This window comes from Mycobacterium mantenii (assembly GCF_001667865.1).
Classification (GTDB): domain Bacteria; phylum Actinomycetota; class Actinomycetes; order Mycobacteriales; family Mycobacteriaceae; genus Mycobacterium; species Mycobacterium mantenii_A.
Window position 1 is genome coordinate 56,388 of record NZ_LZJP01000060.1, and the last position, 20,840, is coordinate 77,227.

At 70.0% G+C, this 20,840-nt stretch carries 12 protein-coding genes; 8 read left to right on the forward strand and 4 right to left on the reverse strand.

Annotated features, from left to right (window positions below; translation table 11 throughout):
* Positions 1 to 411 precede the first annotated feature (411 nt).
* The gene (locus A5688_RS28315; RefSeq protein WP_278184171.1) at positions 412 to 543 is read right to left on the reverse strand and encodes a hypothetical protein; all 132 of its coding nucleotides are present in this window, start codon (positions 541 to 543) and stop codon (positions 412 to 414) included.
* 114 nt (positions 544 to 657) lie between these two features.
* On the opposite strand from A5688_RS28315, the gene A5688_RS09520 reads away from it, so the two are divergent.
* The 8 genes from A5688_RS09520 to A5688_RS09555 all read left to right on the forward strand — a co-directional run bounded on the left by A5688_RS09520 (position 658) and on the right by A5688_RS09555 (position 10,104).
* The gene (locus tag A5688_RS09520) at positions 658 to 1,164 is read left to right on the forward strand and encodes a hypothetical protein (protein WP_067828875.1); all 507 of its coding nucleotides are present in this window, start codon (positions 658 to 660) and stop codon (positions 1,162 to 1,164) included.
* A gap of 18 nt (positions 1,165 to 1,182) precedes the next feature.
* Complete coding sequence (locus A5688_RS09525) at positions 1,183 to 1,929, forward strand: gluconate 2-dehydrogenase subunit 3 family protein (protein WP_067908201.1); 747 nt, start codon at positions 1,183 to 1,185, stop codon at positions 1,927 to 1,929.
* On the forward strand, positions 1,929 to 3,626 hold the full coding sequence (locus A5688_RS09530; RefSeq protein ID WP_067828497.1) for a GMC family oxidoreductase: 1,698 nt from the start codon (positions 1,929 to 1,931) through the stop codon (positions 3,624 to 3,626). Before A5688_RS09525 ends, A5688_RS09530 begins: the two co-directional genes overlap by 1 nt.
* A gap of 4 nt (positions 3,627 to 3,630) precedes the next feature.
* Complete coding sequence (locus A5688_RS09535; protein WP_431602641.1) at positions 3,631 to 5,409, forward strand: glycoside hydrolase family 15 protein; 1,779 nt, start codon at positions 3,631 to 3,633, stop codon at positions 5,407 to 5,409.
* 31 nt (positions 5,410 to 5,440) lie between these two features.
* The gene (locus A5688_RS09540) at positions 5,441 to 6,457 is read left to right on the forward strand and encodes an SDR family oxidoreductase (RefSeq protein WP_067828504.1); all 1,017 of its coding nucleotides are present in this window, start codon (positions 5,441 to 5,443) and stop codon (positions 6,455 to 6,457) included.
* A complete protein-coding gene (locus A5688_RS09545) occupies positions 6,445 to 7,560 on the forward strand; it encodes an enolase C-terminal domain-like protein (RefSeq protein WP_067908333.1) in 1,116 nt (371 codons plus the stop codon). The genes A5688_RS09540 and A5688_RS09545 overlap by 13 nt, the downstream gene beginning before the upstream one ends.
* A 61-nt stretch (positions 7,561 to 7,621) precedes the next feature.
* Positions 7,622 to 8,305, forward strand: coding sequence for a PAS and ANTAR domain-containing protein (locus A5688_RS09550; RefSeq protein ID WP_067828508.1), 684 nt, complete (start codon positions 7,622 to 7,624; stop codon positions 8,303 to 8,305).
* Positions 8,306 to 8,322: 17 nt separating this feature from the next.
* On the forward strand, positions 8,323 to 10,104 hold the full coding sequence (locus A5688_RS09555; RefSeq protein ID WP_067908204.1) for an ABC-F family ATP-binding cassette domain-containing protein: 1,782 nt from the start codon (positions 8,323 to 8,325) through the stop codon (positions 10,102 to 10,104).
* Between the two features lie 38 nt (positions 10,105 to 10,142).
* Here the strand turns inward: A5688_RS09555 and A5688_RS09560 are convergent, their stop codons facing one another.
* From A5688_RS09560 to A5688_RS09570, 3 genes are all read right to left on the reverse strand, one after another.
* Entirely contained in the window at positions 10,143 to 11,204 is a 1,062-nt protein-coding gene (locus A5688_RS09560) for a type III polyketide synthase (protein WP_067828514.1), read from the reverse strand.
* Positions 11,205 to 11,361: 157 nt separating this feature from the next.
* Positions 11,362 to 14,460, reverse strand: a complete 3,099-nt coding sequence (locus A5688_RS09565; RefSeq protein WP_067908207.1) for a type I polyketide synthase — start codon at positions 14,458 to 14,460, stop codon at positions 11,362 to 11,364.
* A 2-nt stretch (positions 14,461 to 14,462) separates the two neighbouring features.
* A complete protein-coding gene (locus tag A5688_RS09570) occupies positions 14,463 to 20,825 on the reverse strand; it encodes an SDR family NAD(P)-dependent oxidoreductase (RefSeq protein WP_431602640.1) in 6,363 nt (2,120 codons plus the stop codon).
* Between the last annotated feature and the right edge of the window lie 15 nt (positions 20,826 to 20,840).

Consider the following 20,840-nt stretch of genomic DNA (forward strand, 5'->3'; position numbering starts at 1 on the left):
TGGCAACGCCCCGTGTCCCAGTTACCGCCCCAGCCCGGATCCCACCACTGGCCGGGGCACCAGTGGTACTGGGGAAAAGGCGCGGGATGGGCGTGGGCGACGGCAGCCGCCCCCGAACCAGCGAGCCCGAAACCGGCAGTCAAGAAGAGCGCTGACGCTGCTACGCGCACAATCTTTTTCATGATCGGCTATTTACCCACGTAAGCGCGAAGCAATCCTGCTCAGCGGCAGCGGCTTACCCACCGGACACTCCTAACGCTGAAAGCACGCTGAGAACCGGCCGCGAACCCGTTTGCGCTGCAGGACGCCGGGTACACAGCGGTTGCGCTTGGGTCGCGACGCGTCGTCGGGACCTCCTCGGTTGAAAGACACAGCTGGGCGCTCCAGTTTTCTGGGCGGGTTTGGCGACCGTCACTGCACGACAGTGCCGGGGCCGAGGCCTGCCAGACCGTGTTCCTTCAGCGCGAGGGCGAGGTGGCTCATGGGCACGATGGCGGCGGATTCGCTCGGCGAGCAGTCCCGCGACATCACCAGCACATTCATTCGGACACCCGGTGTCCGCGGCGCGCCAACGGCGGCCGATCCGTTCGTCAACCACATTTCACCGGGCCGGTGATCGACCGGCTTGGCGCGAGTGCGAGCGAGAAAGGGATGCACATGTTGTTGCTGACCAACGGCGGACGGCGCAAAGACCGCACCGCCGGCGGCGACGGACTCGGCGAGGTCCAACATCTGGCCGGGCGGGCTTTGTACGACGTCGCGCACGGCCGTTTCGAACGCTCACTGTCCGGGCTGACGGCCATCGCGGCACTGGTCACGACGGCCGAAATCTACTTCGAGCACTACAAAGCCAGCTTCGGCAACAAGTGGATGTGGAGCCCGATCGTGGTGACCCCGCCGGTGGTCGTCGCCGGCGTCGGCGGGGTGTTCTCCCGACGCTGGGCCAAAGTCTGGCTGCCCATCACCGCGGGCATCTACACGGCCAACGGGCTGATGGGCGAATACCTGCACGCGCGCGGGGTCGCGCGCAAACCGGGCGGGTGGAAGAACGCCTCCTACAACGTGCCGATGGGCCCGCCGATCGCGGCGCCGGGATTGATGTGCATGGTCGGCGGGATGGGATTGCTGGCATCGATCCTGCGCCGCGAACGGTTCCGGGGTTAGGACGCAGGGACTCTCGAGATGGCCGACACCTCACGCCCCGACCATTTGCCCAACCTGCGCCCCGACGGCAAGCCGCCGCACCCGTCCTGGCTGCCCAAACAACGCCGCGGCGTCACGCCACAGATGATCGGGCGCTACCCCGATTACGACGTGCTGGAAACCGCCGACACGTGGGACGAGGCCACCCGGAAGGTGGTGCTGGCCAGGCTCGAATCACCGGGCCCACTGCGGTTTTTCACCGCCGAAGAGGAGCCGTGCCTGCGCGCGTTCTGCGACACCGTGCTGGCGCAGGACGCCGAGCCGCGGGTGCCGGTGGCCGAGTCCGTCGACTCCAAGCTGGCCGACGGGCGCCTCGACGGCTACCAGTACGCCGACATGCCCGACGACCGCGACACCTGGCGGCTGGTGCTGCGCGCGCTGAACGAGACGACGTCGACCCACTACGGCGGATCCTGGTTCGCCGACGCCGACCTCGTCACCCGCGAAGCGATCATCGACAAGTTCTCGCAGGGCGACCTGCAAGGTGGGGCGTGGGAGAGCCTGAACGTCAAGCGCGCGTGGTCGGTGTGCATGCGAATGACGTTGTCGGGCTTCTACTCCCACCCGTGGGCATGGAACGAGATCGGGTTCGGCGGCCCGGCCTACCCGCGCGGTTTCATGCGCCTCGGCGGCGCCACCGGGCCGGCCGCCGCGCGCGAACCCTACGAGACCCGCGGCGCCACCGACGAGGATCCGGTGCAAATCGTGAACAACGGGGAGTTGTGATGGGCGACTTCCTGCGGGGCCTGTTCAAGGGAGCGGTCGAACCCAAGGACAACGATTCGCGATTCCTGCTCGACGTGCACACGCGCGACCTGCCCGGCGAGAAGACGATGCGCCGCTACGCCGACGACGACGAGGTCGATCTGGTCGTGGTCGGCGCCGGGGCCGGCGGATCGGTGCTGGCGCAGCGGCTGGCGCGCGAGGGCTGGCGGGTCGTGATCCTCGAGGCCGGCCCGTTCTGGCACCCCGACGAGGACTGGGTGTCCGACGAGGCCGGCTCCCACGCGCTGTACTGGACACAGAAACGTATCATCGGCGGCGACGACCCGATCGAGTTGGGCAAGAACAACTCCGGGCGCGGCGTGGGCGGCTCCATGGTGCACTACGCCGGGTACACCCCGCGGTTTCACCCCAGCGATTTTCAGACCTACACCCTGGACGGGGTCGGGGCGGACTGGCCCATCCGTTACGAGGACATCCGCCGCCACTACGAGCGCGTCGAGCTGGAGCTGCCGGTGGCCGGCCAGAACTGGCCCTGGGGTGACCCGCATCGCTACCCCTTTGCCCCACATCCCATTTCGGGTGCGGCCGCCAAGATATGGCGGGGCGCGATCAAGCTCGGCATCGAGATGCGCGTCGGGCCCGTCGGGATCGTCAACGGCACCTTCGGCAACCGCCCGCACTGCATCTACCGCGGCTACTGCCTGCAGGGCTGCAAGGTCAACGCCAAGGCCAGCCCGTACGTCACGCACCTGCCCGACGCGCTGGCCCACGCCGTGGAGATCCGCGCCAACTGCATGGCCTCCCGCGTCGAGCTCGACGAGAGCGGCGCGGCCCGCGGCGTGGTCTACTACGACGAGATCGGCGGCAAGGAGCGGCTGCAGCGCGCTAAAGCCGTTGCCATTGCCGGATATTCAATCGAGACGCCGCGTCTGCTGCTGAACTCGGTCAGCGACCGCTTCCCGAACGGGTTGGGCAACAACGACGACCAGGTCGGGCGCTACGTGATGGTGCAGGGCGCCACCCAGTCCGCCGGGCGGTGGTCCGAGGAGGTCCGGATGTACAAGGCGCCGCCCCCCGAGGTGACCTCCGAACAGTTCTACGAGACCGACCTCTCCCGTGGGTTCGCCCGCGGCTTCGCCATCCAGACGGTGTCACCGATGCCCATCGGCTGGGCCGAACACGTTCTAGCGGACGGGCATTGGGGCCGCGCCCTGCGCGAGTACATGCGCGACTACAACCACTGGGCGACCGTGGGCGTGCTCAACGAGCTGTTGCCGTTGCCGGACAATCGCGTGACCCTGGCCGACGAGAAGGACCCGTACGGCATTCCGGTGGCCCGGTTCGACTACACGCTCTGCGACAACGACAAGGCCAACATGGCCTACTCCACCAAGGTGATCGGCGACATCCTGCACGCCGCCGACGCCCAGGACGTGCTCACCATCGAGCGTTTCGCCCACCTGATCGGCGGCGCCCGCATGGGCACCAGGCGTGAGAATTCGGTCGTCGACTCCGATCAACGCGTGTGGGGCGTTCCGAACCTGTTCCTCGCCGACGGCTCGGTATGCCCGACGCAGGGCTCGGCGAACCCCGCGCTGACGATCATGGCGCTGGCCTCACGGCTGGCCGAACGGCTGGCCGCCGGAAAGATCGATACCACCGCGGGACGGAGGTCGGAGGCTAGAGCCCGTGGCTGACAAGATGATTGACGTCGAGACGACGTTCGCGCCCCGGGTGCTGCGCGAGTACTCGCTGCTCGCCGACGGAGAACGCGGCGCGCTGATCGGGCCGCAGGGCGACCTGGCGTGGATGTGCGCGCCGCACTGGGACTCCGACGCGGTCTTCGCCAATCTCATTGGCGGCGGCGGTGTTTACGCGATCACCCCGATCGATGTCCGGCACGTGTGGGGCGGCTATTACGAGCCGGGCAGCCTGATCTGGCGCAACCGCTGGATCACCCGGGACGGCACCGTGGAATGCCGTGAGGCGCTGGCCTTTCCGGGCGACCGGGACCGGGTGGTGCTGCTGCGGCGCCTCACGGTGTGCCGCGGGACGGCACGCGTACGGGTGCTGCTGGCGCCGAGTGCCGGGTTCGGCCGGCACGGCCTCGGCCAGCCCACCTCGGAGGGCGGGGTGTGGAGCGGCCGCTCGGGCCGGTTGCGCTGGCGTTGGCTGGCCGGTTGCGACGTGCGCACCACCAAAGCGGCGCACGACAAAAGCGAGCTGCTCACCTGTGAGATCACTCTCGAGGAGGGCCGGCAACACGACCTGGTGCTCGAGCTGTCCGAACGGACGCTGCCCGACCAGCCACCCGACCCCGACCTGGCCTGGGACGCCACCGCGGCCGCCTGGCAGCGCAGCGTGCCACGGCTGAACTGCAGCATCGCCCCCCGCGACGGAAGCCACTCCTACGCGGTGCTGCGCGGGCTGACCAGCAGCGGCGGCGGCATGGTGGCCGCGGCCACGATGAGCCTGCCCGAACGTGCGCACACCAATCAGAACTACGACTACCGCTACGCCTGGATTCGCGATCAGGTGTACGCCGGCATGGCCGCCGCCGCCGTCGGCACCACCGAATTGCTGGACCGGGCGGTCGAATTCGTCGGCGCCCGGCTGCTCGAGGACGGCCCGAACCTCAAGCCCGCCTACACCGTCACCGGCGGAGCCGTGCCCAGCGAGGAAACGCTCGACCTGCCCGGCTACCCCGGCGGCACCGACAAGGTCGGCAATTGGGTCAACCAGCAATTCCAGCTCGATGTCTTCGGCGAGGCGCTGCAGCTGCTGGCCAAGGCGGGGGCCGCCGACCGGCTCGACGCCGAGGGCTGGCGCGCCGCGCAGACGGCCATCAGGGCCATCGAAAAACGTTGGCGTGAACCGGATGCCGGCGTCTGGGAGGTCGACGACGAACACTGGACGCAGTCCCGCCTGGCCTGCGTGGCCGGGTTGCGCGCCATCGCCCGGCTGGCCGGCGCCGGTCCCGAGGTGGCCACCTGCGCTTCGCTGGCCGACGCGATCCTGGCCGACACCGCGTCGAGCAGCCTGCACCCGCACGGCTATTGGCAACGCAGCCCGCGGCTGACCGGGGTCGATGCGTCGCTGTTGCTGCCGCCGGTGCGCGGCGCCGTCCCCGCCGACGACCCCCGCACCCGCGCCACCCTGGACGCCGTTCGCGCCGAACTCACCGACGACGGGTTCGTCTATCGCTTCCGGCACGACGAACGCGACCTCGGCGACGCCGAGGGCGCCTTCCTGCTCTGTGGATTCATGATGGCGTTGGCCGAAGACCAACTGGGCCACGGCCATTGCGCGATGCGCTGGTTCGAACGCAACCGCGCCGCGTGCGGCCCGCCCGGGCTGTTCTGCGAGGAGTACGACGTGCGGCAGCGCCAGCTGCGCGGCAACCTGCCGCAGGCGTTCGCGCATGCGCTGATGCTCGAATGCACGGCCACCCTCACCGACGATGCCTCCCACCATGAGTGACTACCGGATCCGACCGAAAGGCAGTACTGCGATGACACAGAACGTGGTGATCACCGGAGCCAGCGCGGGCATCGGCCGCGCCACCGCCCAGCAGTTCGGCCGGCGCGGCGCCAACGTCGTCCTGCTCGCCCGCGGCGCCGCCGGGCTCGACGGCGCCGCCCGCGACGTCGAGGCCGGCGGCGGCAAGGCGCTGGCCATCGCGACCGACGTGGCCGACCACGCGGCGGTCGTCGCCGCCGCCGACGAGGCCGAAGCCGCCTTCGGTCCCATCGACGTCTGGGTCAACGTCGCGTTCACGTCCGTGTTCGCGCCGCTGCGCGAGATCGGCGCCGAGGAGTTCAAGCGCGTGACCGAGGTGTCCTACCTCGGCTACGTGCACGGCACCATGGCGGCGCTGGCCAAGATGCGGCCCCGCAACCGCGGCACCATCGTGCAGGTGGGTTCGGCGCTCAGTCAGCGATCGATCCCGCTGCAGTCGGCCTACTGCGGCGCCAAACACGCCGTCAACGGCTTCACCGAATCGGTGCGCTGCGAGCTGTTCCACGAGGGCTCCAAGGTGCGGATCACCGTCGTGCAGATGCCCGCGGTCAACACCCCGCAATTCTCCTGGGTGCTGTCCCGGCTGCCCCGCCATCCCCAGCCCGTGCCGCCGATCTATCAGCCCGAGGTAGCCGCCCGCGGCGTCCTGTATGCCGCCGATCATCCAGGGCGCAAGCAATTTTGGGTCGGCGATTCCACCATGGTGACGCTGCTGGCGCAGAAGTTCGTCGCGCCGCTGCTGGACCGCTACCTCGGGCGCACCGGATACGACTCCCAGCAGACCGCGGAGCGCGTCGGTCCCGACCGGCCCCACAACCTGTGGCAGCCGCTGGACTCCGAGCCGGGCAGCGACCACGGCCCGCACGGCCAGTTCGACGACAAGTCGCACGCCCACAGCCCGCAACTGTGGGCGTCCCAGCATCCCGCCGTCAGCGGCGCCGGCGCGCTCGGCGCCGCCGGACTGGGCGCGTGGCTCGCGGCGCGGGCGGGCCGCCGGTGGACGCGATGACTCCCTCCGCGCGGATCGAGGCGGTCACCGCGCAGGTCTACGAAATCCCTACCGACACACCGGAAGCCGACGGCACCCTGTCCTGGTCGTCGACCACCCTGGTGCTGGCCGAGGTCACGGCCGGCGGACGACGCGGAATCGGCTACACCTACGCCGACGGCGCCTGCGCCAAGCTGATCGGCGGCAAGCTCGCCGGGGCGCTCGCCGGACACAGCGCCCTGGACATCCCGGCCCGGTGGGAGTCGATGGTCAGGGCGATGCGCAACAACGGGCGGCCCGGCCTGGCCGCCTGCGCGATCTCGGCGCTCGACACCGCGCTGTGGGACCTCAAGGGCAAGCTGCTGGGGCTACCGGTATGCCGATTGATCGGCATGGCGCATGCCGAGGTACCGATCTACGGCAGCGGCGGCTTCACCACCTACGACGAGCGCACCACCCGCGCTCAACTCGAACGTTGGGTCGGCGAATGGCACATCCCCCGTGTGAAAATCAAGATCGGCGAGTCCTGGGGCTCCGACGTGGACCGCGACCTGGATCGGATTAGCTTGGCGCGCAAGGTGATCGGGCCGCACGTCGAACTGTACGTGGACGCCAACGGCGGCTACCGTCGCAAGCAGGCGATCCGGGTGGCGCACGCCATGGCCGACCACGACGTCACGTGGTTCGAAGAACCCGTCTCCTCCGACGACCTGGACGGGCTGCGGGAGGTCCGAGACCAGGTCAGCCCGGACGTCACCGCCGGTGAGTACGGCTACGACCTGGCGTATTTCAACCGGATGCTCACCGCCGAGGCGGTCGACTGCCTGCAGATCGACGTCACCCGCTGCGGGGGGATCACCGACTGGGTGCGCGCCGCGGCGGTGGCCGCCGCCTCCAACGTGGACGTCTCCGGGCACTGCGCTCCCAACCTGCACGCCCACGTCGCCAGCACCATCGGAAACCTGCGGCACCTGGAGTACTTCCACGATCACCATCGCATCGAACAGACGCTGTTCGACGGCGCCCTGTCGCCGGAGGGCGGTGCGTTGCGGCCCGATCAACAACGGCCGGGCCTCGGCCTGGAATTGAAACATCAGGACGCAGAGCGGTACCGGGTGTCGTGATGGGTATCCATGGGGACAAGCAACCCGGCGCTGTGACAGTTGACTAGGAAGGCATTTCACGATGACGGTGAATTCCCAGGATGAAGCTGACCGCGAGACGCCGGCGTCGAACGTCATCGACGAGGAGGAACTCAGCGCGGTCGACCTGGTCCTCGGCCTCGGCGACCCGCAGAAGGTCGGCAGGTTCAGCTATCTTCTCGACGGCGACCGCTGGCAGTGGTCGGATGCCGTCGCGCGCATGCACGGCTATGCCCCGGGCACGGTGGAACCCACCACCGGTCTGCTGCTGCAACACAAGCACCCCGAGGATCGCGAACACGTTGCGGCCGTCCTGGAACGGGTGTTGCAGGGAAAGCCGTTCAGCAGCCGGCACCGCATCGTCGACACCGGTGGGCGCACCCGCTGCGTTGTCGTCGTCGGCGACCGGATGCTCGACGACGACGGCGAGCCGATCGGCACGTCGGGGTTCTACGTCGACGTCACCGACTCGCTGCACTCCGACATCACCAAAGTGCTGGAGTCGGTGGCCAACGCCCGCGCGCAGATCGAACAGGCCAAGGGCGTGCTGATGGGCGCCTACGGCATCTCCGCGGAACACGCGTTCGACATTCTGGTCTGGCGCTCCCAGGAAGCCAACCTCAAGCTGCGCGACGTCGCCGGCCGCTTCCTGGATGCGCTGGTCCATCAGCCGGCATCGGCGGAGACGCGAAGCCAGATCGACCAGGCGCTGCTCACGCTCGATTAGGACGGTAGCTTTGCCCGGTGGCACACCTACTTGGAGCCGAGGCCGTACACCTCGAATATCCGACGCAGGTGGTCTTCGACTCGATCACGCTCGGGGTCAACGACGGCGCGCGCATCGGCATCGTCGGGCGAAACGGTGACGGCAAATCCAGCCTGCTGCGGCTGCTGACCGGCCAGCAGCGCCCCGATTCGGGCCGGGTCACTCAACGCAGCGGGTTGCGGGTCGGCGCGCTGAGCCAGGCCGACACCCTGGACCCGGACCGCAGTGTGGGCTACACGCTGGTCGGCGACGCGGCCGAACACCAGTGGGCCGGTGACGCCCGCGTTCGCGACGTGGTCGCCGGCCTGGTCTCCGACATCGCCTGGGAGGCAACGGTTTCCACGCTGTCCGGCGGCCAGCGCCGCCGGGTGCAGCTGGCCCGGCTGTTGGCCGGCGAATGGGACGTCATCGCGCTCGACGAGCCCACCAACCATCTGGACATCGAGGGCATCACCTGGCTGGCCGAGCACCTCAACGGGCGCTGGGCGCGCAACACCGGCGGCCTGCTGCTGGTGACCCACGACCGCTGGTTCCTCGACGAGGTCGCCACCACGACATGGGAGGTGCACGACGGGATCGTCGAACCGTTCGACGGCGGGTACGCGGCGTACGTCCTGCAGCGCGTCGAGCGGGACCGGATGGCCGCCGCCACCGAGGCCAAGCGACAGAACCTGATGCGCAAGGAGCTGGCCTGGCTGCGTCGCGGCGCGCCGGCCCGCACCTCGAAGCCCAAGTTCCGCATCGAGGCCGCCAACCAGCTGATCGCCGACGTGCCGCCGCTGCGCAACACCGTCGAGCTGGCCAAGCTGGCCACCGCCCGGCTGGGCAAGGACGTGATCGACCTGCTCGACGTGTCGGTGGCTTTCGACGGCCGCCCGGTGCTGCGCGATGTCGAGTGGCGGATCGCCCCCGGCGAGCGCACCGGCATCGTCGGCGCCAACGGCGCCGGGAAGTCGACCCTGCTGGGGCTGATCGCCGGCACCGTCACGCCTGACGCCGGGCGCGTCAAGCGCGGCAAGACCGTTCAGCTGGCCGTGCTCGACCAGCAGGGCGACGCGCTGGCCGGCCTCACCGACGACCGGATCGCCGACGTGCTGGGCAGGCTGCGCGGCGGGTACGAGGTCGAGGGTCGCGAGGTGACGCCCGCCCAACTGCTGGAGCGGCTCGGGTTCGGGAAGGGCCAGCTCTCGGCGCGGATCGGCGAACTCTCCGGCGGGCAGCGGCGGCGGCTGCAGCTCATGCTCACGCTGTTGTCCGAACCCAACGTGTTGCTGCTCGACGAGCCCACCAACGACGTCGACACCGACACGCTGACCGCGATGGAGGATCTGCTCGACTCGTGGGCGGGCACGCTGATCGTCGTCTCGCACGACCGCTACCTGCTGGAGCGGATCACCGATCAGCAATACGCGGTGCTGGACGGCCGGTTGCGGCATCTGCCTGGCGGGGTCGACGAATATCTGCGGCTGGCCGCGCACCAGACCGGCGAGGCGACCGCCGGATCGTCGCGGCCGTCCGAGCCCGCCCCCCAAGCGATGTCGGGCGCTGAACGCCGCGCCGCGGAAAAAGAGGTGGCCTCCGTCGATCGCCAGCTCGCGCGGCTGGCGGACCGGATCGAGGACAAGCACAACGAACTGGCCGCGTACGACCAGTCCGACCACGTCGGCATCACCCGGCTCACCCAGGAGTTGCGTGCGCTCGAAGACGAGGTGGCCGCGACCGAGAGTCGCTGGCTGGAGCTCTCCGAGCTACTCGAATAGGGCTGGCGCGCGGCACTTTTCGCGATGCGATCAGGCTCTCAGTGCCAGCGCAGTAACACCAGTTCGGAGCCGAAACCGGGGCCGATCGCGAGCATCAGCCCGGGGCTGCCGCCCGGCGGTGGTTTGGCGATGGTGTCCCGCAGGATGTGCAGCACCGACGCCGACGACAGGTTGGCGACTTCCCCGAGCGAGCGCCAAGTCAGTTCCTGCGCCTCCGGGGGCAGGTCCAGGCTCTTGGCGATCGCGTCGATGACCTTGGGGCCACCGGGGTGGGTCACCCAGGCGCCGACGTCGCCCTTGGTCAGACCGTGTCCGGCGAGGAAACTGTTCACGTCGTCGGCCACGTAGCGGTCGATGACCTTCGGCAGCTCCGGGGACATCACCAGCTGCATGCCGTCCGAGCCGATGTTCCAGCCCATGATGTGCAGCGATTCCGGGTACAGGCGGCTGCGGGAATCCAGGATGTCGGGTCCCGCGGAATTCAGCCGCTCGGCGCGACGGTCGCCGACGGCGACCACCGCGGCGGCGCCGTCACCGAACATCGCCGTCCCCACCAGTCCCGACACGGTCGGCCGGACCGTCGGGAAGGTGAGCGAACACAGCTCGACCGAGACCAGGGCGGCGACGCCGTCGGGCGCACCACGCAGGTAGTCGTGCAGCCGGCCCACGCCCGCGGCCCCGGCCGCGCAGCCCAGACCGAACAGCGGGACCCGGCGCACGTCCGGGCGCAGGCCGAGGCGCCCGACGATCCGGGCGTCGAGGGACGGCACCGCGATGCCGGTGACCGTCGTGGTGGCGATCATGTCGATGTCTTGCGGCTGCAGCCCGGCCTCGTCGAGAGCGCCCAGCAGTGCGTCGCAGCCCAACTCCACGGCCTTGTCGATGAAGATCTCGTTGGTCGCGCCGAAGTCGGTCAGCGCGTGGTATTGCTCGAGGGGCAAGACGAAGTGGCGGCTGTTGACCTTGGCGGCGGCGTGCAGGCGCCGGACGACCTCTTCGTGTTCCTTCAGCGTGGGGAACTCGACGATCTGGTCGGTGATTTCGCTTTGGCTGTACCGATGCGGCGGCAAGGCGCCGAAAACACCCGCGATGACGCTCATGCTCTACCCTCTTGATTGCCAACCAGCAGAAACGCTCCCCTTGAACACGAAAGTTTATGCGGTTTGGTTCGGTCTCGCAAAAATTCTTCGTATTCAACATATGTCGTATTAGCGCGGCTACCGGTTGGCGTAATCATTTCCGCCAGCGGGGAATTCATCATTCGGTGTCTTCCTCATCCGCCGAGCTGAGCGCCATCGCTATTAACTCATCGGGGCTCAACGAGTCGATGTCGTCGCCGCCCGCATTTACGTCGGCGACGGGTGTTTCCGGGGCGCCGGCGAGCAATAAAAGCTTTTCGAGCAATCCCGTTCTTCGAAGCTCGCGCACCGGAATCTTGCGCAGCGTCGACCAGATTTTTTCCTCGTCGGATTCGGCGGACTCGTCATGGAGCAACTGCCGGCGAAGGTGCTCGGCCAGCTCGGCCGGTGTCGGATAGTCGAAGATCAGCGTTCGCGACAACGCCAGTCCGGTATGGCTGGTGAGGCGGTTGCGCAGTTCGACCCCGATCATCGAGTCGAACCCGAGGTCGATGAAGGCGCGGTCGTGGTCGATGGCCTGGCCGCCGGAATGCCCCGACACCGCCGCCGCATGTTCGCAGACCAGCTCGAGCAGCGCCCGGCGCTGGTCGTCGGGCGTCAGTCCGTGCAACCGGTGCGCCAGATCGGGCGTCCGAGTGGCGGTGGCGGGCGGCGCCCCCGTCGTCCCGGCTCCCCCGCCTCCCAGCCAAAAGCTCTGCCGCGCAAAGCCATACGTCGGCAACTCCACCCGGCGGGCGCCCCGCCCGCCGAACACGCCCGCCCAGTCGAGGTCGACGCCGCGGGTGAACAATCGACCGGCGGCGCCCAGCACCGATTCGGTCTCGGGGCGGTCCTTGGCCAGGGTGGGCACCGATATGGCCCGCTCGGCGCTCAGCGATTGGTCCACCGCCGCCGTCAACGCGGCACCCGGACCCAGCTCCACGAAGACCCCGGCGCCGGCCGCCTCGGCGGCGCGCACGCCCTCGAAGAAGCGCACCGGCTGACCGACATGGGCCGCCCAGTACTGCGCCGACCCGTACCCGGCGCCGGCCAGCTGCCCGGTCACGTTCGACACCAGCCCGATCCGCGGTTGTCCCACCTCGACGTCGGCCACCGCGGCGGAAAACTTTTCCACCATGGGCTGCATCAGCGGCGAATGGAACGCGTGCGACACCGCCAGCCGATGCACACGCCGCCCGGCGCGAGCCAGGTGGTCCGCGAGCGCGTCCACCGGGGCCTGCGCGCCGGAAAGCACCACCGCGTTGGGGCCGTTGACCGCCGCGATGCTCACCCCGTCGTTCAGCAGCCGAGCCACTTCGGCTTCGGCGGCGCCGACCGCCACCATCACCCCGCCGGCCGGCAGCCCGGCCATCAACCGTCCCCGCGCCGCCACCACGCGCGACGCATCCGCCAGCGACAGCACACCGGCGACGCACGCCGCGGCGATCTCCCCCACCGAGTGCCCCATCACCAGATCTGGTATCACACCGAAGGACTGCCACAACGCCGCCAGCGCGATGCCCAGCACGAACAGCGCGGGCTGGGCAAATTCGGTGCTACGCAACAACTCCGGGTCCGCACCCCACATCACCTCGCGCAGCGGCAGCCGCAGATGAGCGTCCACCGCGGCCGCGGCGTCATCGAAGGCCCGGGCGAACACCTCGAACCGGTCATAGAGTTGCAGGCCCATCCCCAACCACTGCGACCCCTGCCCCGGAAACACGAAGACCGTCTTGCCCAGCGACGCCGCGCGGCCCACCGCAACGCCCGGCTGTGACTCGCCGGCCGCGATGGCCGCCAGACCCGCTGCCAGCGCCGCACGATCGCCGCCCACCACCACAGCGCGGTGCTCGAAGCACGTGCGCGTGCTGACCAACGACCAGGCCACATCGAGGGTGTTCACGCCGTCGCCATCGGCCACATAGTCCAACAAGCGTTGGGCCTGGTTGGCCAACGCCTGGGCGGAGCGGGCCGACAGCACCCAGGGAACCGCGGCGCTCGGGTCGGCGGGCGACTGCGTCGGCGCCGTTGCCAACCGGGTAGGCGGCTGTTCGATGACCAGGTGTGCGTTGGTGCCGCCCATTCCGAACGAGGACACCCCGGCCCGCCGCGGATGATCTGTCGTGGGCCACGGCACCAGGGCGGTGTTCACCTGCAGCCCAGGGTCTTTCGCGTGGACCCCGGGACCGGCGTAGTTGAGGCTGGGCGGGATCTCGGCATGTTCGATCGCCAGCACGGCCTTGAGCAGGCCCGCAATTCCCGCGGCGCCGCCGGCATGGCCGATATTGGTCTTCACCGATCCCACCCGTACCGGATCGTGGGCACGCCCGGCGAAAATCTCCCCCAGCGCCCGGGCTTCGATCTCGTCGCCGATCTTGGTGCCGGTGCCGTGCGCCTCGATGTAGTCGACATCGCCGCCCTGTAGGCCCGCCTCGGCGAGCGCGCGCCGGATCACGTCCGCCTCGCCGCGAGCCGATGGCACGGTCTGGGCGGTCGCGCTGTGCCCGGCGTTGCCCACGGCGCCGCCGCGAATGACCGCGCGGATGCGGTCGCCGTCTTCCAGCGCCGCCGGCAGGGGCTTCAACAGCACCAGGCCGCCGCCTTCACCGCGCACGTAGCCGTCGGCGCGCTGATCGAACGCGTAGGTGTGACCCGACACCGATACCGCGCCGAATTCGCGTTCCAGCATGGCGATTTCGTCGGCCAGGTTGAGATGTACCCCGCCGGCGACGGCCAGCGACGACTGCCCGGCGCGCAAACTCTCGCAGCCGAGGTGCACCGCCACCAGGGAGGACGACTGACCGGAGTCGACGGTCATGCTGGGTCCGTGCAGCCCGAAGGCGTACGAAATGCGGTTGGCGATCATCGCCCGGCTGATGCCGGTGAAGGTGTGGTGATCCAGGTTCTCGGCGAGGTCGCGCAGCGTCAGTGCCGCGTAGTCATCCGTCATCGCCCCGAGATGCACCGAGACGCGTTCTCCCCGTAGCGTTTCCGGCACCACGAAGGCGTCTTCGAGCAATTCCCAGGCCAGCTCGAGGGCGAGGCGCTGCCGGGGGTCCATCGCGCACGCCTCGCGTGGGGACAGGTTGAAGAAGTCGGCATCGAATTCGCCCCTCTCCGAAAAGGAGAACCGGGCCGCCTCACGCCCGTCGCGGATCAGGCGCCAGAACGCGCCGGGGCCGGTCGCGGCGGGGAACCTGCATGCCAGCCCGATGATCGCTACGTCTGTCGATGGCAAGGTCAGGGGCCGACTTCGTCGTCGAGGATGGCGAAAAGCTGACTGTCGGTGGCGGTGGCGATGTCGTCGTCGAACGCGTCGTCGGGGTGTTCCAGGAACCCGGCGGGCGCCGGGCCCCTCGCCGTGCTCAGCAGGCTTTCCAGCCGGCCGAGGATCGCAGCCTTGTCGCCGGCACCCAGATCGGGCGCCTTCAGCAGTGCCTGCAGTTCGGCGGCGATGTCGTCGAGGCGGGCCAGGCGATCGGATGGCGGGGCGGCCGCGGCGCCGGACGGCGCGGAGGCGCTGGTGGCCAGCTGGGTGCCGAGGTGTTCGGCAAGCGCGGCCGGTGTGGGGTGGTCGAAAATCAGCGTGGGCGAAAGGGTAAGTCCGGTGGCGATTTTGAGCCGGTTGCGCAGTTCGACCGCGGTCAGTGAATCGAACCCGAGGTCGCCGAACGCATCGTCAGCGTTGACGTCCGCGGTGCTGTGGCCCAATACCGTGGCCGCGTTGCTGCAGACGAGTTCCACCAGTTCACCGTGCCGCTGCTCGACGGTCATGCCCTCTAGCCGGGCCCGCAGGCCCGCCAGGGACACCATGTCGGTTTGCTCCAGGACCCGGCGGGCCGGGCGGGTGGCCAACTGGCTCAACAGCGGGGGCAGCGTGGCGCTGTGGTGCGCCAGCGCTCCCCTGTCCAGCCGGGTGCCCACCACCATGGGGTTCTCGGTCAGCAACGCGGCGTCCAGCAGTTCCAGCGCCTGGCGGGTGGACAGCGCGCTCAGCCCGGCCCGGCTCATCCTTGCCTTGTCCGCCTCGCCCAGGTGTTGGGTCATCGTCGAGTTCTGTGCCCACATCCCCCAGGCCACCGACAGTCCCGGCAATCCGTGAGCGTGGCGGTGGGCCGCCAGCGCGTCGAGGAAGCTGTTCGCCGCCGCATAGTTTCCCTGACCCGGCGCGCCGACGATGCCCGCCATCGACGAAAACATCACGAACGCCGACAGATCCAGCTCGCGGGTCAGCTCGTGCAGATTCCAGGCCCCGTCGACCTTGGCCCGCAACACCGCATCGATGCGCGCCGGCGTCAATGACGCGATCACCGCGTCATCGAGCACACCCGCGGCGTGGAAAACCGAGCGCACCGGGTAGCGCGCCAGCAGCGCCGCAACCGCGTCCCGGTCGCCGACGTCGCAGGCCGCCAGGTCCACCGATGCCCCCGCGTCACGCAATTGCGCGGCCAGCTCGGCCATTCCCTCGGCGTGTTCGCCGCTGCGGCTGACCAGCACTACGTGCGGCACCCGGTAGCGCGCGACGAGGTGCCGCGCCACCGCCGAACCCGCCATGCCGGTACCGCCGGTGATCAGCGCGGTGCCGCCGGCCAGCCCACCGGGCCCGTCCGGCATGGTCAGCACGACCTTGCCGATGTGGCGCGCCTGGCTCACGAAACGATAGGCGTCTGCCGCGCTGCGCGCGTCAAATGCCTTGACGGGCAACGGTGTCAGCACCCCGTCGGCGAACAACCCCATCAACTCCGCCAACATCTCGGCGATGCGGTCGGGGCCGGCCTCCATCAGATCGAACGCGCGATACGTCACCCCGGGGTGGGTCCGCGCGACGGCATCCGGGTCACGCAGATCGGTCTTGCCCATTTCGATGAAGCGACCGCCGGGCACCAGCAGCCGCAGCGACGCGTCGTTGAACTCCCCCGCCAGCGAGTTGAGAACCACGTCCACGCCGCCGTCGGCGAATTTGCGCTCGAAGTCCAGTGTGCGGGAATCCGCGATGTGCGCTTCGTCAAACCCCATGGCGCGCAACGTGTCCCACTTGCCGCGGCTCGCCGTGGCGAAAACCTCCGCGCCCCAATGCCGGGCCAGCTGCACCGCGGCCATGCCCACGCCGCCGGTGGCGGCGTGCACCAGCACCCGCTGCCCCGCACGCAATCCGGCCAGCACGGACAGCCCGTAATAGGCCGTCAAGAACACCACCGGCACGGCGGCGGCCTGCGTCATCGACCAGCCGTGCGGCACCCGGGTCACCAAGCGGCGGTCGACGGCCGCCTCGGAGCCCGCCAGGCCGAAGATCCCCAGGACCGCGTCCCCGACGGTCAAATCGGTTACCCCGGCGCCCAGTTCCGTCACGATCCCCGCGCCCTCGGCGCCCAGCTGCGCGGCGCCCGGGTACATGCCCAGCGCTACCAGCACGTCGCGGAAGTTCACCCCGGCCGCGGCCACCGCCACCCGCACCTGACCGGCCTCCAGGTTCGCCGGCGGGCACTCCTGCACCGTCAGATCCTCGAGCGTTCCGGCGTCACCGGCGGCCAGCCGCCACACGGACGGCGGGCCGGGCAGCCGCAGCACGGGTCGCTGGGCGGCCGGTTTCAGCCGGGGGCTGTAGGCCACCCCGTCGCGCACCACCAATTGGGGCTCGCCACAACCGATCACCGTCGCGGCGTCGAGCGTTCCGTCGGTATCGACGAGCACCACCCGGCCCGGGTGCTCGGCCTGCGCCGAACGCACCAATCCCCACACCGCGGCACCGGCCAGGTCCGCGACGTCTTCGCCGGCCAGGCCCACCGCCCCGCGGGTCAGCACCACCAGGACCCCGCCAGCGGCACCGGCCAGCCAGGATTGCAGCACACCCAGGGCCTCATGCGTCGCCGTCCGCACCGACGTCACCGCGTCCGGTCCCGCGGACGGTGACTCCCACACGTTGACGTTCTCGCCGATGTCGTTGCCCTCCAACGTTACCGGCGACCACACCACGTCGAGCAGCTCACCGCTGCCGGAGCGGGCCGCAACGGCCGCGGTCAACTGCTCGGCCGAGACCGCGCGCGTCACCAGCTCCCGCACCGACAGCACCGGCAACCCGGACGAGTCGGCCAGCTCGACCGAAACGGCGCCGGCACCGGCCGGCGCCAGTCTGACCCGGACCCGCGACGCGCCGGCCGCGTACAGGCTCACGCCCTGCCACGAGAACGGCAGGACGGTCTCGATCCGCACGTCGGCCACCCCCAGCGCGTGCAGCGCCGCATCCAGGACCACCGGATGGATGCCGAAACCACCGGTCGAGACTCCGGCCTGCTGCGGGAGTTCGACCTCGGCGAAAGTCTCGGTTCCACGCCGCCATACGGCCCGCAACCCCTGAAAGGCCGGTCCGTACCCGTAGCCCCGGCCCGCCAGGCCGTCATAGGCGCCGGTCACGTCCACCGCATCCGCGCCCAGCGGCGGCCACATCGACAGGTCGGCGGCCGGTGCGGGTGTGTCGTCGCTCAGCACGCCCTCGGCGTGTAACACCCAATCGGATTGCGCGGCACGCGAATACACGGCGACCGGCCGGCCACCCGTCTCGCCGGCCGCGTCCACCACGACCTGAAGCTGCACCACACCGGTCGGAGGCGCCGACGGAACCGCCAGTGGCGCCGACAGCGTGAGCTCTTGGATCGCCGAGCAGCCGACCTCGTCGCCGGCCCGCAACGCCAATTCCACGAAGCCGGCCCCGGGAAACAGCACCGTTCCGCCGACCGCGTGGTCGGCCAGCCAGGGCTGAGCGGCCAGCGACAGCCGGCCCGTCAACACCACACCGCCGGAATCCGGCCGGTCCACCACCGCGCCCAACAGCGCATGCTCGGCCTCGGCCAGACCCAGACTGGCGATGTTCGCCGAACCCACCGAATCGCCGGACAGCCAGAACCGGCGTCGCACAAAGGCATACGTGGGCAGCTCGACCCGTCGGGCGTCCGAGTCGGCGAAGGCCGCAGCCCACCGCACGTCGGCGCCCGTCGTGAACAGCTGCCCCGCCGCCCGCAGCAGCGAGTCGACTTCGGGCCGGCCCTTGGCCATCGTCACCACCGACGACGCCCGGTCGGTCGTCAGGGATTGCTCCACCGCGGACGTCAACGCCGCCCCCGGACCCACCTCCAAAAACATACCGGCGCCCAGGGATTCGGCCAACCGCACACCGTCGACGAACCGAACCGGCTTGCGCACATGGTCCACCCAGTAGGCGGCTGTTCCGTAGGCGGGTCCGGCGAGTTGCCCGGTCAGGTTGGACACCAAGGCGATCCGTGGTTCACCCGCCGACACGTCGGCGGCCACCGCTGCGAAGTCGTCCAGCATGGGCTCCATCAACGGTGAGTGAAATGCGTGCGAGACGGCCAGCGAGTGCACCCGCGCGCCGCCGGCGGCCAGCCGGTCCGCGACCGCGCCCACCGCGGCCCGCTCGCCGGAGAGCACCAGCGATTGCGGCCCGTTGACCGCCGCGATGCTCACGGCGCCGTTCAGCAAGGGGGCCACCTCGGCCTCGGTCGCGGTCACCGCCACCATCACGCCCCCCGCCGGCAGCCCCGCCATCAACCGCCCGCGCGCCACCACCAGCCGCGCCGCGTCGGGCAGCGACAGCGCCCCGGCCACGCACGCCGCGGCGATCTCGCCCACCGAATGGCCGATCACCACATCCGGTGTCACACCGAAGGACTGCCACAACGCGGCCAGCGCGATCTCCAGCAGGAACAACGCCGGTTGGGCAAACTCCGTGCTCTGCAACGACTCCGCGTCGGTCCCCCACATCACCTCGCGCAACGGCAGCCGCGAATGACCGTCCACCGCGGCGAGGGCCTCATCGAAAGCCCGGGCGAACACCGGAAAGCGTTCGTACAGCCCGGCGCCCATCCCGAGGGTCTGGGAGCCCTGGCCTGGGAAGACGAACACCCGCTTGCCCGCCGATCGGGTCCGGCCGACCACCACGGCCGGGTCCGGTCGTCCCGACACCAGCCCGGCCAGCCCCGCCGTCAGCGCCCCCCGGTCGGCGCCGATCAGCACCGCGCGATGCTCGAAGGCCGCCCGGGTGGTGGCCAGCGACCAGCCCACGTCCACCGCCCGCACTCCCGCGTCGGCGTTGAGCCGGTCCAGCAGCCGTTGCGCCTGACCGGCCAACGCCTCGGGCGACCGAGCCGAAACCACCCACGGGATAACCGAATTGGGCACGGGCGCGGCCGGTTCGGCTTCGCTCTCGATCTGCGCGGGAGCCTGCTCCACGATCACGTGCGCGTTGGTGCCGCTGATCCCGAACGACGAGACGCCCGCCCGCCGTATCCCGCCGTGATCCGGCCACGGCTGCGGCTCGGTCAGCAGCGCCACCGCGCCGGCCGACCAATCCACGTGCGGCGACGGGACATCCACGTGCAGCGTCTTGGGCATCACCCCGTGCCGAATCGCCTGCACCATCTTGATCACCCCGGCCACGCCCGCCGCGGCCGACGTATGACCGATGTTGGACTTGATCGACCCCAACCACAGCGGCCGGTCCGCGGGGCGATCCTGCCCGTACGTCGCCAACAGGGCCTGCGCCTCGATGGGGTCACCGAGCACCGTCCCGGTCCCATGGCCCTCGACCACGTCCACGTCCGCGGCCGTCAATCCGGCGTTGGCCAGCGCCGCCCGGATGACCCGCTGCTGGGAGGGCCCGTTGGGGGCGGTCAAACCGTTCGACGCGCCATCCTGATTCACCGCCGTACCACGCAGCACCGCCAGGACGGGGTGCCCCAGCCGGCGGGCATCGGCCAGCCGCTCCAGCACCAGGACACCGGCGCCCTCCGACCACGAAGTCCCGTCCGCCGCACCGGCGTAGACCTTGCACCGGCCATCGGGGGCCAGCGCACGCTGGCGGCTGAACTCGACGAAGGCCGCGGGGGTGGCCATGACCGTCACGCCACCGGCCAGCGCCAGATCGCATTCGCCGGACCGCAACGACTGCGCGGCCAGATGCATGGAGACCAACGAGGACGAGCACGCGGTGTCCACCGACACCGCCGGGCCTTCCAGCCCCAACACGTACGACACCCGGCCCGAGGTCACGCTCAGCGTCGAGCCGGTGAGCCCGTAGCCCTCCAGCTCGCCCTTCACCTCGCCGCCGTAACCGGCGTGGATGACCCCGGCGAACACGCCGGTCGACGAGCCGCGCAACGCGAATGGGTCAATGCCGGCCCGCTCCAATGCCTCCCAGCAGATCTCCAGCATCATCCGCTGCTGGGGATCCATGGCCAGCGCCTCGCTGGGCCCGATGCCGAAGAACCCGGCGTCGAAGTCACCGGCCTGCTGCAGGAAGCTGCCCTGTCGGGTGTACATCTTGCCCTTGGCGTCGGGGTCGGGGTCGTACAACCCATCGACGTCCCAGCCGCGGTCGGCCGGAAAGTCCGACACCGTGTCACGGCCCTCGATCACCAAGTCCCACAAGTCTTCCGGCGATTCGACTCCACCGGCGTAGCGGCACGCCATGCCCACCACCGCGACCGGCTCGGAAAGCCGGCCCTCCAGCTCCGCGACGCGCCGCCGGGTCCGCCTGAGATCCGCCGTGAGGCGTTTCAGGTAGTCGACATGCTGGGTGGTGCCCGGCATCGTGGCTCCTTGCGG